The sequence below is a fragment of the Halobacillus sp. B23F22_5 genome (assembly GCF_043497085.1).
Taxonomy (GTDB): Bacteria; Bacillota; Bacilli; order Bacillales; family Halobacillaceae; genus Thalassobacillus.
This window is the reverse complement of the sequence record NZ_JBIEKI010000004.1, coordinates 263,902-276,695: the sequence shown is the minus strand read 5'-3', so window position 1 is coordinate 276,695 and position 12,794 is coordinate 263,902. Positions and strand designations below refer to the sequence as shown.

Here is a 12,794-nt window from a genome sequence, read left to right as displayed (position 1 = left end):
TATGACTTTAAAACAGCTAGTACTTGAAGATGGAAGCTACTTTGTCGGGGAAGGATTCGGCAGTGACAACGAATCAATAGGAGAAATCGTCTTCAATACAGGAATGACAGGATACCAGGAAATCATTTCAGACCCCTCTTATTGTGGGCAGATTGTAACTTTCACTTATCCATTGATAGGGAATTACGGCATCAACCGCGATGATTTTGAATCCGTCGACCCGGCTATTTTAGGGGTTGTAGTGAAAGAGCATTGCGAAACACCTTCAAATTTCCGCAGTGAAGAGACCTTGGATGAATTTCTTGAGGCAAAAAACATACCAGGAATCGCAGGGATCGATACACGGAAGCTGACGAAAATCATCCGTCGTCACGGAACGATGAAAGCGATGATCACTTCGATGGATCGGTCGGTATCAGAAGTGCTGGAAATCCTCGATCACACAACACTTCCTACAGATCAGGTTAGCCAGGTATCTACCATCAAGCCGTATGTAGTACCTGGAAGAGGCTGCCGCATCGTCCTGATGGATTTCGGGATGAAGCATGGGATCTTAAGAGAACTTACGAAGCGGGACTGCCATGTCACCGTAGTACCATACGATACGACAGCCCAGGAGATCGACCGACTTAAGCCTGATGGCATCATGCTGACAAATGGTCCGGGGGATCCGAAGAATGTGCCGGAAGCGATTGAAACTATCAAAGAATTGATCGGCCAGGTACCGGTCTTCGGTATATGTCTTGGTCATCAGCTGATCGCTTTAGCAAGCGGAGCTGATACAGCGAAGATGAAATTCGGTCACCGTGGATCCAACCAGCCTGTCAAAGATTTGAAAAATGGCAAGACCTATATCACTTCTCAGAACCACGGCTACTCCGTGAGCAGGGAGTCGTTGGAGGCGACCGATCTGGAACTTACCCAGATTTCCTTGAATGATGAATCGGTGGAGGGACTGGCGCACCGTTTACATCCGGTATTCTCGGTGCAATATCATCCGGAAAGCTCACCTGGACCAGAAGACACGGAAAACTTATTTGATATATTCCTGGAAAACATACAAGCCGATAAGAAGCAGCAGAAGGAGGAAGCCACATGCCTAAACGCACAGATTTAAACAAAATTCTTGTAATTGGTTCCGGGCCGATCATTATCGGTCAGGCAGCAGAGTTCGACTATTCAGGAACACAAGCATGTCAGGCTTTGAAAGAAGAAGGCTATGAAGTCATCCTGGCTAACTCGAATCCAGCTACCATCATGACGGATTATACCTTTGCGGATGAAGTATATATGGAGCCGCTCACAGTCGAATTCATGACGAAAATCATTCGGAAAGAGCAGCCGGACGCCATCCTTCCTACCCTGGGCGGGCAAACAGGGCTCAACCTGGCAATGGAACTGAGTAAAACGACGATTCTCGAAGACTACGGCGTTGAATTGCTGGGAACCCGGATGGAAGCAATCGAACAGGCAGAAGATCGGGCGATGTTTCGGGATTTAATGCATGAATTGAAGCAGCCGGTTCCGGAAAGCACGATTGTCAGCACGGTGGATGCCGCAGCAACTTTCGCGCAGGAAGTCGGCTACCCTGTCATTGTCCGACCTGCATATACTATGGGAGGCACTGGCGGCGGTATGTGTGACAATGAGAAAGAATTGCGGGAGATTACCCGCAATGGCTTGTCACTATCCCCTGTTGACCAATGTCTGATTGAAAAGAATATCGCTGGTTTCAAAGAAGTTGAGTATGAAGTGATGCGCGATAAAAGCGATCATGCCATTGTCGTTTGTAACATGGAAAACTTCGATCCCGTCGGCATCCATACCGGTGACTCGATCGTAGTCGCTCCTTCCCAGACATTGAGCGACCGGGAATACCAGATGCTGCGAAATGCTTCACTGAAAATCATCCGTGCCCTTGGAATTGAAGGCGGGTGTAATGTTCAACTGGCACTTGATCCAGACAGCTTCCAATATTATGTCATCGAGGTCAACCCAAGGGTCAGCCGCTCTTCTGCGCTGGCTTCGAAAGCGACAGGCTATCCGATTGCCAAGCTGGCGGCAAAAATTGCAGTCGGTCTCACCCTTGATGAAATTAAAAATCCAGTGACAGGCACTACTTATGCCTGCTTTGAACCAGCTCTTGATTATGTGGTTACCAAAATTCCACGCTGGCCATTTGATAAATTCGCCAAAGGAAATCGGACGCTCGGCACCCAGATGAAAGCAACGGGGGAAATCATGGCAATCGGCCGGAACTTCGAAGAGTCGTTGTTAAAAGGTGTACGGTCATTGGAAGGTAAAACAGAAGAGCTTTATCTTGCAACCTTAGCTGAATTGCCTGAGGAGGTGATCGACCAACGTCTAGTCAAAGCGGATGATGAACGTATCTTTGTTCTGGCGGAAGCGTTACGGCGTAACCGGACGCTTGATGAACTCCATGAGCTGACCGGGATCGATCTGTTCTTCCTTAATAAAATGAAGAAGTTGATGGATCTTGAGCAAGTGATCCAGACAGAAGGGCTCACCTATGAACCAATCAAAAAAGCGAAACAGCTCGGATTCTCCGATGCCCAATTGGCCAGGCTGATTGGAACAGATACGGATGAGGTATACAACTACCGTCTGGAGCATCAAATAACACCGGTATATAAAATGGTCGATACGTGTGCTGGGGAATTCGCTTCTGAAACACCTTATTACTACAGCAGTTACGAAGACGAAAACGAGTCAGTCGTTTCAGACCGTAAAAAAGTCCTTGTCATTGGATCGGGGCCGATCCGTATTGGGCAAGGGGTAGAGTTCGACTATGCTACTGTCCATTCTGTGCTTGCATTAAAAGAAATGGGCTACGAAGCGATCATCATGAATAATAACCCGGAAACGGTATCCACAGACTTCAGCGTTTCCGATAAATTGTATTTCGAACCGTTATCGCTGGAAGATGTTATGCATGTCATCGAATTAGAACAACCAGAAGGTGTGATCGTTCAGTTCGGCGGCCAGACAGCTATCAATCTCGTAGATGGTTTAAGCCGCCGCGGCGTAAAAATACTCGGCACCACTATGGAAGCGATCAACGAAACAGAAGACCGGGATTTATTTGAACAGTTGCTGAACCGCCTTGAAATAGCAAAACCTGGCGGGGAAAGCGTCACAAGTGTAGAAGAAGCCGTCCAAACTGCGCGCAATATAGGGTACCCCGTCGTTGTACGTCCATCCTACGTTCTCGGCGGTAGAGCGATGGAAATCGTATATGGAGAAGAAGAACTGCTTTCGTACATGGAAGAAACGGTAAGGGATTACAGCGACCATCCGATTTTGGTTGATAAATACCTAACGGGTATGGAAATCGAAGTCGATGCTATCAGTGACGGCGAGACAGTTGTCATCCCGGGCATTATGGAGCATATCGAGCGAGCTGGTGTCCATTCTGGTGACTCGATGGCGGTGTACCCTTCCCAGCGGATCAGCAGCGAGCTGAAACAGCAATGTGTCGATGCCACCGTAAAAATTGCCAGAGAACTGAATATGCAGGGCTTAATCAATATTCAGTTTGTCGTAAATGACGATACAGCTTATGTGATAGAGGTCAACCCAAGAGCGAGCAGAACCGTACCGTTTTTAAGTAAAATCACTGGAATAACGATGGCTAACCTGGCTACGAAAGCGATACTGGGTGAAAAATTGACGGATCTGGGTTATGACACCGGTGTCGCCGGCTGTCCTGACGGGGTCTATGTCAAAGTGCCGGTATTCTCATTTGAAAAGCTGCGTAGTGTTGACACCACCCTCGGACCAGAAATGAAATCAACCGGAGAAGTCATCGGCTACGATCGAACGCTGGAAAAGGCGTTATACAAAGGAATGACCGCAGCTGGATTGAAGATACCAGTGGAAGGCTCCGTCCTGCTTACGGTTGCCGATAAAGATAAACAGGAGATGCTGGGTATCGCTCGAACCTTCCATGAGCTCGGGTTCCAGCTGTATGCCACAATCGGCACCGCTGATGCCATTCAGTCGGCCGGGATCCCAGTCAAAACCGTCAGCAAGGTGGGAGCAACGGAAATGAATATCATCGATATTATCCAATCGGGCAAAGTCCAGTTTGTGGTCAACACACTTACCAAAGGACAGCAGTCACGCAGTGATGGCTTCCGTATCCGGCGCACCGCGGTCGAACACGGCATCGCCTGCCTTACCAGCCTGGATACTGCCAATGCAATCGTAGATGTCATCGATTCCATGTCATTCACAGCAAGAGCGATAGGTAATCGTGAGGTGACCCTGACATGATGATAAGGGAAGACATGGAAATCCTATCCCATGAGCTCGTAGCGGACCAAACGTATAAGATGACGCTGAAAGGTGACATGCCCTCCCATGTGATACAGCCGGGGCAATTTGTCCATATACTGATTGATTCCAGCGACTCATTGCGACGCCCCATTTCCATTGCTGATGTCGACCTTGCGTTAGGAACTCTGACGATTTTATATAAGGTCCTTGGAAAAGGGACCGCATCCATGGCCGAGAAGTCTGTCGGTGAATACCTCGACGTTCTTGGCCCCGGTGGAAATGGCTATCCGATCGAAGAAGTTTCTGCCAGCAGGGCGTTGCTTGTAGGTGGGGGGATCGGGGTCCCTCCCTTATACTACCTGGCCAGACAGCTGAAGGAAAAAGGGATCGATGTTACGACTGTGCTTGGTTTTCAGCATGCGGATGCCGTTTTTTTCGAGGAGGAGTTCCGCGAGTTAGGAGAAGTGATGGTGGCGACCAATGATGGCTCCCACGGGAGTAAAGGGTTCGTCACCGACATACTGCCGTCGCTGGATGGGCAGTTTGATACTTACTTTTCTTGTGGTCCGGCTGTGATGCTGAAAGCTGTCTCCGAAACACTTTGTGATTATGATGGTTACTTGTCCATTGAAGAACGGTTAGGGTGCGGCGTAGGTGCTTGTTTTGCCTGTGTCGTGCCTGCACCTGAAGGAGATACAAAAGGCTACCGGAAAATTTGCCGGGATGGGCCGGTATTCCGTACGGGAGAGGTGATATTATGACAGCGATGCAAGTCTCTCTTCCTGGTTTGGAATTGAAGAATCCGATCATGCCTGCCTCCGGATGTTTCGGGTTTGGGAAAGAATTCAGTGAATTTTATGATTTATCATTACTTGGGGCAATCATCATCAAGGCAGCGACCGGCAGTACACGCTATGGAAACCAGACCCCGCGTGTGGCTGAAACATCCTCCGGCATGCTCAATGCCATCGGCCTCCAAAATCCGGGCGTCGACCGAATCATTCAGGAAGAACTGCCATTTTTAAGTGAGTTTGATACGGCTGTGATTGCTAATGTGGCAGGCAGCACGGTAGAAGAATATGTAGAAGTGGCAGAAAAAATATCCCAGGTCAGCCACGTGAGAGCTTTGGAATTGAATATTTCATGCCCGAATGTGAAAGAGGGCGGGGTGCAGTTTGGCACAGATCCGGAACTGGCTGCAGAAGTGACCAGGCAGGTAAAACATGTGAGTACCGTACCGGTCTATGTAAAGCTTTCACCGAATATCACGGATATCGTGTCGATGGCAAAAGCGGTGGAGCAAGCAGGTGCTGACGGTTTGTCTATGATCAATACCTTGACCGGAATGCGTCTGGATCTTAACCGCAAACAGCCAATCATCGCCAATCAGACAGGTGGGTTGTCGGGGCCTGCCATCAAACCAATTGCTATCCGGATGATCTATCAAGTCTATCAGGAAGTGGACATTCCGATCATCGGTATGGGCGGTGTGGAAACAACGGACGATGTGGTTGAATACCTGCTGGCAGGTGCCAGTGCAGTAGCAATCGGCAGTGCCAATTTTAAAAATCCATTCATCTGCCAGGAACTCATTGAGGAGCTTCCTGCAGCAATGGACCGGTATGGATTCACAACTATCGAAGAAATGATAGGAGGGGCACACCGTTGAAAAATATCAGTTCCCTCTATTTAGCATTGGATATTGAAAATAAGGAGAAGGCATTACAGTTTTTAAAGCAGCAACAGTTGGAAGGCACAGCTGTCAAGGTGGGGATGGAACTCTTCTATCACGCAGGTCCATCTATCATTACCAGCTTAAAAGAACGCAATCATGATATATTTTTAGATTTGAAGCTGCATGACATCCCAGCGACTGTTAAGAACGCCATGCGTAACCTTGCACGCCTCGATATTGATATGGTCAACGTCCATGCGCAGGGAGGCCGGAGAATGATAGCCGCAGCGAAACAAGGGCTGGAAGAAGGCTGTCAGGGGAAAGAGCGGCCAGTTTTGCTGGCAGTAACGCAACTCACCTCGACCGATCAGACTATGATGACGGAAGAACTTCGTCAACCCGGTACTGTCGAAGAATCGGTCATTCATCTCGCCCAACTGGCAAAAGCAGGAGGGGCGGACGGGGTAGTCTGTTCGGTACATGAAGTAAAAGCTATAAAAGCGGCTTGCGGGTCTTCCTTTTTGACCGTTACTCCCGGTATTCGGCCAAAAGGTGCGCAGCAGAATGACCAAAAGCGATCAGCAACCCCATTGGAAGCTAAACAGCAGGGAACCGATGCGATCGTTGTTGGAAGAGCGATAACAGCAGCCTCAGACCCTTATACTAGTTATCAACAAATTACAGAGGAGTGGAATCATGGCTGAACATACTGCAATAATTAAGGATCTGTTGGATATTGGTGCGGTCCAGATCCGCCCGGAAGACCCCTTTACATGGACTTCAGGTATAAAATCCCCGATTTATTGTGATAATCGCCTGACCATGTCTTACCCGGAAGTCAGAAAGAAAATCAGGGATCTGTTTGTTGAACATATCAAGGAAGTGAAACCAGCTGTAGATGTGATTGCCGGCTGTGCTACCGCAGGCATTCCCCATGCAGCTTTTATTGCTGAAGCTATGGATGTGCCCATGGTTTATGTACGTTCTTCAGCTAAAAAGCACGGGAAAGGTAACCAGATTGAAGGAATGATTCATCCAGGAGATCGGGTTATAGTGATCGAAGATTTGATTTCCACTGGTCAGTCATCCATCCAGGCTGCTGAAGCTCTGCGTGAGGCTGGAGCAGATGTGATTGAGGTAATGGCCATATTCAGCTATGGGCTTCCTAAAGCAGAGGAGGCTTTTCAACAAGCAGGATTCCGCTATCAGACCTTGACTGGTTTTCATGAGCTTATCAGCTATATGAAGGCAAATGGTCAGCTCGATGAAAAAGCGGAAGCAAAACTTGAAAAGTGGCAAAAAGAACCAGCTGCTTACTAAAGAAAGAAGACTTGAATGCATATCCACAGTAAACCAGGACCATGGAGTCACATACTGTCTAGGAAACTATATTTTTAGAAACCGGTAAGTTGTCTCCTTGCTTATAACAAGGTACCATAGGTAGTATAAAGTAACCTGACTCGATAATGGTGGTGCATGATGAAATCACGAAAACATTCTTTTTTTATTCTATCGAATGCCATTCTTGGCTTAATTACTTGTTTTAGCTATCTCTATGTATGGTTTACCTTTGCTTTTATGGAAAGTATGCTTTCCTGGCAGCCTCTGGTAACATTGGGGTTCGCCATGGTCGTATTTTTTCTTTGGAATAAGTGGCTGCTCCGCAGAGAACGCAGGAAGTATTGGCTGCAGGCTGTATTTTCCTACGGAGCCACAATCGTCGTCTTTATTTATTTTTTAACCAAATAAAAGGATCTGTTAAATCTCAGTGTTGATTTCAAAGATAAGCTCCTTTTGTTGAACACTCCGTTTCGAGAGAAACTGTTTCCGTTACGGTGGTGAGCGTTTGGAGGTCCGGGAATATACTCGCTTTCCATGGGCGTACGGTGAGCTTCCTCAGGCTTCGCCTTGCTGGATCTCACCGATCATGTTCATCCCACTGGAGTCTCACCGTTTTCCCAACCACCATACGATTGTAAGAATCTCGAAACTCTTATCAAGAATAGCGTGCTTTTGAAGCAGAAAGTACCATTAAAACGGAATTGTAACTAACCCCCTTCACATATTAAGAAATGTTATATAAAGGCGATTTCGATAGCTTAAAATAGTAAGGGGAGTGGGGGAAGGGTGAGACTCCTCGAAAATGCTACGCATTTCCTTCGTGCGTGGGTAAAGTCAGGATGAAAATTCAAAGTCCTGCGGGAAAGGATAGACTGGCAAGACCCCACAGAGCTTTAGCTCGAGGAGGCTTGCCGGCTTCCCCGCGGAAAGCGAATCCTTCCCCAACGACCCTAAACTCTAACAATATCTCGAAATCAAGCCTTTGACTTTACGGCCCTATAATTGAACAGGTCTCTTATAAAAAATCATCAACGTTTAACAAAGCCAGATAAAAAGGATGGTTCTCCTTATTGGGAGGAACCATCCTTTTTTAGTTTCTTGATATAAGCTGGATCGGGTGTGACGAACAATGTTTGCTGGTTATCATAGATGACATAACCAGGTTTTGCACCGGAAGGCTTTTTCACATGCCGGATTAACGTGTAATCGACAGGCACGGAAGAAGACTGGGAGGATTTACTGAAATTAGCAGCAAGCTGTGCCGCTTCTAACAGTGTATCTTCTGATGGGTCATCCGACCGGATCACTACATGCGAACCGGGAATGTCTTTTGTATGAAGCCAGACATCATTTTTATTCGCCAAACGATTTGTCAAATATTCGTTTTGCTTATTATTTCTGCCTACATAGATGGTCGTTCCATCACTGGAGGAGAAGGTTTCCGGTTCTGGTGTCTTCGGTTTCTTTTTTCGCTTATGTGTCTGCGGCTTTTTCTTCAGATACCCTTCTTCGCGTAGTTCCTCTCTGATTTCTTCAATGTCCTGTTCCCTTGCTTTTTCTACCTGTTGGATCAGTTGATCGAAATATTCGATTTCCGTTTCTGCCTTTTTGATTTCTTCCTGGACAACTTGCTTGGACTTTTTCATTTTTTGATAGGTCTGGAACAGACTCTGGGCATTTTCACTAGGTGTCTTATTCGGATTCAGTTCGATCGTGATCGTCGGCTGCTCTGGATCATAATAGTCGACAACCTCCACTTGTTTATCCCCCTGTGTTACTAAATGCAGGTGAGCGGTCAACAGCTCGCCCTCTTTCTGATAGTCGTCGGCCTTTTCCGCTTTCTTTAATGTCTGTTGATGCTTTTTGATTTTACGAATATTTTTTTCGCGTTCATTTTTCAAAAAGCGGTACAAGTCTCCAGCCTGTTGTTTGACCCGGTCACGTTCTGCTTTACCAGAATAATAGGAGTCCAGCATCTTACTGACCTGTTCGAATTCCTCTGCTTCTCCTTCGACTGTGGAAAGCGGCAGGACGTAAAATTGTTCTTTCTTCCCATGATAAATTCGCGGCTGATAATCATGTTCCTTCAATTTTTGCTGGAACTGAAGGAAAGCTTCCTGATATGCGTTGGATGAGCCTAAATGTGCCTGGTGGGCGAGTTCCTTTGTAATCAGTGGGGAACATCCCATCAAAACATCCAGCATCTGCCGGTCCATTTTTCCAGAGTTGAAATCAAGTTTTCGGACGAAGGAGTCTCCATCAAGCTCTAATGGATTGATTTTCCCTTGATCTGGGGGAAACTTATAAGGCTGGCCGGGCATAACTGTCCGGTGCCTATTCTGTGATGGCGGAAGATGTTTGATGCCATCCAGGATATGTCCCTTTTCTTCGTCTACTAAAATGATGTTGCTGTGTTTTCCCATCACTTCAATAATTAAAATCTTCGTTGTTTCATCTCCAAGTTCATTCCTTGTTTTCACATGAAAACGTACAATCCGTTCCATATCGACCTGCTCGATTTTTTCAATGAACCCACCGGTTAAATGCTTTCGTAGAAGCATACAAAACATCGGTGGTTCTTTCGGATTATAGTAATTATCATCCGTCAGATGAAAACGGGCATAGCTCGGATGTACAGATAAAAGTAACGAATGGTTTTTCCGATGGGATCTCACGGTGAAAACCAGTTCGGTTTCTGTTGGTTGATAGATTTTCATAATTCTTCCTGTGGTAATAGTCTGTTCAAGTTCGTGGGTTGCAGCTCGAGTTACTATTCCATCAAATGACATAGGGATTCACCTCTCAATGTTGCTAGTATAGCATGTTTCCCCGAACCGTCTCTATCATCAGGCGTGTTTTTCATAGCCATTAAGAAGGTCTTTTTGTTAAAATGGTAACCAGCATGGAAACATATTGAGTTGACGGGTGTGATTTTATGGTAACAAGTATGACAGGTTATGGAAGAAAAACGATGGAGTTCGGAGAAGCGCGGTTAAGCCTGGAAGTAAGATCCGTAAATCATCGTTTTTTGGATATCTCGACAAAGATGCCACGTACATTTTTATTTTTAGAAGATAAAATGAAAAAAGTGATCCAGCAATCGATCCATAGAGGAAAGGTTGATGTTTTCGTAACCATTGAAGGCGAAGGGCTGGGTAAGCGTGAATTGAAGCTTGACTGGGATTTAGCAGATCAATATTTCAGCCGTTTAAAAGAGCTGAAGTCCCATTATGAATTGACTGGTGACCTTACGGTTGATATGGTAACTAAATTGGAAGACGTATTTCTTGTCCAGGAACAGGAGCACGATGAAAAGCAATGGGAGCAACATGTGCTGACCACACTGGAAGCTGCTGTCTTAAAGCTGATGGAGATGAGAAAGCGCGAAGGTGATGCCTTGAAGCGTGATATGCTGAATCGGCTTTCGAATATCAAGCACGTGGTCGATGGTCTTGGTGAGCGCAGAGAAGTGGTCATTGAGACCTACCGGGAAAGGATCAAGCAGCGAATCGAGGAGTATACTCAGGAAGAACTGCAGGTCGAAGACTCCCGCATTCTCCAGGAAGTTGCTTTGCTGGCTGAAAAAGGGGACATCACGGAAGAGATCACTCGCTTATTTTCGCATATTGAACAATTTGTTGATACTTTAGAGAAGCCGAATGCCATCGGACGCCGCTTGGATTTCATCGTCCAGGAAATGCACCGGGAAGTAAATACCATCGGTTCGAAATCAAATGATGCCAAAATCAGTGAATGGGTGGTATTATTAAAAAGTGAGATTGAAAAAATAAAAGAGCAAGTTCAAAATGTAGAATAAGGTAAAAAGCTTTCGATGATACTGCCTGCGTACCAGTATTGCATTGTTTTTCATCAGCGGTCCGATGGAGCCACCTCCTTCACCAGCTTGAAAAACACAGCCAGGAATCATACAATTTACACTGCTTGCATTTTTTCCTTATAATATAAGTAATGCAAAGAGAACGTGTCATGGAGGAGGAACTGTTTTGAGTCTAAAGTTAATTAATATAGGTTTTGGAAATGTCGTCTCTGCCAACCGGGTAATTTCTATCGTTTCTCCGGAGTCCGCTCCGATTAAACGTATTATTACTGTTGCAAGGGACAATAATAAATTAGTAGATGCTACATATGGCCGCCGTACACGTGCGGTCATCATCACCGACAGTGATCACGTCGTCCTCTCCGCTGTTCAACCGGAAACAGTAGGACAACGGGTGATCAGTCATGACGATATATCTGATGAAAACTAGGAGGACATAAAGTGATTGAAGAGAAAGGTATTTTATTTATTCTCTCAGGTCCGTCCGGCGTTGGAAAAGGTACTGTCAGGAAGTCCTTATTCGAGCAGTCGACAGATTTGAGATATTCCATATCAATGACCACCCGGGGAGCCCGGGAAGGGGAAACCGACGGCGTCGATTATTTTTTCAAGAGCAGGGAAGAATTTGAAAGATTGATAGCTGAAGGCAAATTACTCGAACACGCGGAGTATGTCGGCAATTATTACGGCACACCGAGGGAGTATGTGGAAGAAACACTGGAAAATGGAAAAGATGTATTTCTGGAAATCGAGGTCCAGGGAGCCTTACAGGTCAAGCAAAACTTCCCCCAGGGAGTATTCATTTTCCTGATTCCACCAAGCCTTGAAGAACTGAAAGACCGCATCGTCAGCCGCGGCACAGAAACCGAAGAAAAAGTAAAAAACCGGCTGCATACAGCAAGAGAAGAAATTGAGATGATGGATGCTTATGACTATGTTGTCGTCAATGACGAAGTAGACAATGCAGTCAAAAAAGTCCAATCGATCGTTTTGAGTGAGCATTGCAAACGGGAGCGCGTCGCAAAACAATATAAAAAAGCATTGGAGGCTGGTCAATCATGATGTTAGAACCATCAATCGATTCATTGCAAAAACAGATTAAGTCAAAGTATACGCTAGTTACGTTGTCTGCCCGCAGAGCACGTGACCTGCAGCAGGAAGGCGAGCCGATGATCGAAAAACCACAGTCCCATAAATTCGTTGGCGTCGCGCTGGAGGAAATCCGCGAAGGCAAGCTGACTTATTCCTTCGCCGACGAAATCCAGGAACGCCAATTTTAATTTTGACTCTGTAAAAAGTTGATTTTTCATAAACGCCTAATTCAATAATATAAAGTCGAAGACTTTATTTCGAAATAATGTTTGGGGAGCTTAGGGCCGTTGGGGAAGGATTCGCTTTCCACGGGGAAGCCGGCAAGCCTCCTCGAGCTAAAGCTCTGCGGGGTCTTGCCAGTCTATCCTTTCCCGCAGGAGTCTCACCCTTCCCCAACGCCCCTGCCCACATAAGGTAATCAAAATCGCCTTGAATGTACTATTTAATTTCAAGGAAAATCCTCTCATAATGCATAATTGATTGTATTTTCTGCTTCAAAAACACACCACTCTTGAGAGGAGTTTCGAGATTCTAATCCTTGTGTGGTGG

The 12,794-nt window shown here is 46.1% G+C and carries 12 protein-coding genes; 11 read left to right on the top strand and 1 reads right to left on the bottom strand.

The genetic code is table 11. The features are described 5' to 3' along the window. The first annotated feature begins 1 nt into the window (after window position 1). The 7 genes from ACGTN9_RS08395 to ACGTN9_RS08365 all read left to right on the top strand — a co-directional run bounded on the left by ACGTN9_RS08395 (window position 2) and on the right by ACGTN9_RS08365 (window position 7,723). Entirely contained in the window at window positions 2–1,117 is a 1,116-nt protein-coding gene (locus ACGTN9_RS08395) for a carbamoyl phosphate synthase small subunit (RefSeq protein ID WP_499591884.1), read from the top strand. Further along, on the top strand, window positions 1,096–4,296 hold the full coding sequence (carB, locus tag ACGTN9_RS08390; protein WP_499591883.1) for a carbamoyl-phosphate synthase large subunit: 3,201 nt from the start codon (window positions 1,096–1,098) through the stop codon (window positions 4,294–4,296). The genes ACGTN9_RS08395 and carB overlap by 22 nt, the downstream gene beginning before the upstream one ends. After that, window positions 4,293–5,060, top strand: coding sequence for a dihydroorotate dehydrogenase electron transfer subunit (locus ACGTN9_RS08385; protein WP_499591882.1), 768 nt, complete (start codon window positions 4,293–4,295; stop codon window positions 5,058–5,060). The genes carB and ACGTN9_RS08385 overlap by 4 nt, the downstream gene beginning before the upstream one ends. Further along, on the top strand, window positions 5,057–5,968 hold the full coding sequence (locus tag ACGTN9_RS08380; RefSeq protein WP_499591881.1) for a dihydroorotate dehydrogenase: 912 nt from the start codon (window positions 5,057–5,059) through the stop codon (window positions 5,966–5,968). Before ACGTN9_RS08385 ends, ACGTN9_RS08380 begins: the two co-directional genes overlap by 4 nt. A gap of 5 nt (window positions 5,969–5,973) precedes the next feature. Then, window positions 5,974–6,678, top strand: coding sequence for an orotidine-5'-phosphate decarboxylase (gene pyrF / locus ACGTN9_RS08375; RefSeq protein WP_499591940.1), 705 nt, complete (start codon window positions 5,974–5,976; stop codon window positions 6,676–6,678). Continuing rightward, window positions 6,671–7,294 carry an orotate phosphoribosyltransferase gene (pyrE, locus tag ACGTN9_RS08370; RefSeq protein WP_499591880.1) on the top strand — a complete coding sequence of 208 codons (624 nt, stop codon included), beginning with the start codon at window positions 6,671–6,673 and terminating at the stop codon, window positions 7,292–7,294. Before pyrF ends, pyrE begins: the two co-directional genes overlap by 8 nt. Window positions 7,295–7,453: 159 nt before the next feature. Beyond that, window positions 7,454–7,723: a hypothetical protein gene (locus ACGTN9_RS08365; RefSeq protein WP_499591879.1), complete on the top strand. Its 270-nt coding sequence runs from the start codon at window positions 7,454–7,456 to the stop codon at window positions 7,721–7,723. A gap of 659 nt (window positions 7,724–8,382) precedes the next feature. Here ACGTN9_RS08365 and ACGTN9_RS08360 read toward each other — a convergent pair. Next, window positions 8,383–10,104, bottom strand: coding sequence for an Rqc2 family fibronectin-binding protein (locus ACGTN9_RS08360; protein ID WP_499591878.1), 1,722 nt, complete (start codon window positions 10,102–10,104; stop codon window positions 8,383–8,385). A 146-nt stretch (window positions 10,105–10,250) separates the two neighbouring features. On the opposite strand from ACGTN9_RS08360, the gene ACGTN9_RS08355 reads away from it, so the two are divergent. The 4 genes from ACGTN9_RS08355 to rpoZ all read left to right on the top strand — a co-directional run bounded on the left by ACGTN9_RS08355 (window position 10,251) and on the right by rpoZ (window position 12,433). Beyond that, the gene (locus ACGTN9_RS08355) at window positions 10,251–11,132 is read left to right on the top strand and encodes a YicC/YloC family endoribonuclease (protein ID WP_499591877.1); all 882 of its coding nucleotides are present in this window, start codon (window positions 10,251–10,253) and stop codon (window positions 11,130–11,132) included. A 187-nt stretch (window positions 11,133–11,319) separates the two neighbouring features. Then, window positions 11,320–11,583 (top strand): extracellular matrix/biofilm regulator RemA, encoded by a 264-nt coding sequence (gene remA, locus ACGTN9_RS08350; RefSeq protein WP_028782721.1) that lies wholly within the window; start codon window positions 11,320–11,322, stop codon window positions 11,581–11,583. An 11-nt stretch (window positions 11,584–11,594) separates the two neighbouring features. Further along, on the top strand, window positions 11,595–12,215 hold the full coding sequence (gene gmk, locus ACGTN9_RS08345) for a guanylate kinase (RefSeq protein WP_499591876.1): 621 nt from the start codon (window positions 11,595–11,597) through the stop codon (window positions 12,213–12,215). Beyond that, window positions 12,212–12,433 (top strand): DNA-directed RNA polymerase subunit omega, encoded by a 222-nt coding sequence (gene rpoZ, locus ACGTN9_RS08340; RefSeq protein WP_499591875.1) that lies wholly within the window; start codon window positions 12,212–12,214, stop codon window positions 12,431–12,433. Before gmk ends, rpoZ begins: the two co-directional genes overlap by 4 nt. The last annotated feature ends 361 nt before the right edge of the window (window positions 12,434–12,794 follow it).

Coding starts and splice junctions, on each gene's coding strand:
- ACGTN9_RS08385 (WP_499591882.1), top strand. CDS start 4,293: ATGATGATAAGGGAAGACATGGAAATCCTATCCCATGAGCTCGTAGCG.
- ACGTN9_RS08365 (WP_499591879.1), top strand. CDS start 7,454: ATGAAATCACGAAAACATTCTTTTTTTATTCTATCGAATGCCATTCTT.
- ACGTN9_RS08360 (WP_499591878.1), bottom strand. CDS start 10,104: ATGTCATTTGATGGAATAGTAACTCGAGCTGCAACCCACGAACTTGAA.
- ACGTN9_RS08380 (WP_499591881.1), top strand. CDS start 5,057: ATGACAGCGATGCAAGTCTCTCTTCCTGGTTTGGAATTGAAGAATCCG.
- rpoZ (WP_499591875.1), top strand. CDS start 12,212: ATGATGTTAGAACCATCAATCGATTCATTGCAAAAACAGATTAAGTCA.
- pyrE (WP_499591880.1), top strand. CDS start 6,671: ATGGCTGAACATACTGCAATAATTAAGGATCTGTTGGATATTGGTGCG.
- ACGTN9_RS08355 (WP_499591877.1), top strand. CDS start 10,251: ATGGTAACAAGTATGACAGGTTATGGAAGAAAAACGATGGAGTTCGGA.
- carB (WP_499591883.1), top strand. CDS start 1,096: ATGCCTAAACGCACAGATTTAAACAAAATTCTTGTAATTGGTTCCGGG.
- ACGTN9_RS08395 (WP_499591884.1), top strand. CDS start 2: ATGACTTTAAAACAGCTAGTACTTGAAGATGGAAGCTACTTTGTCGGG.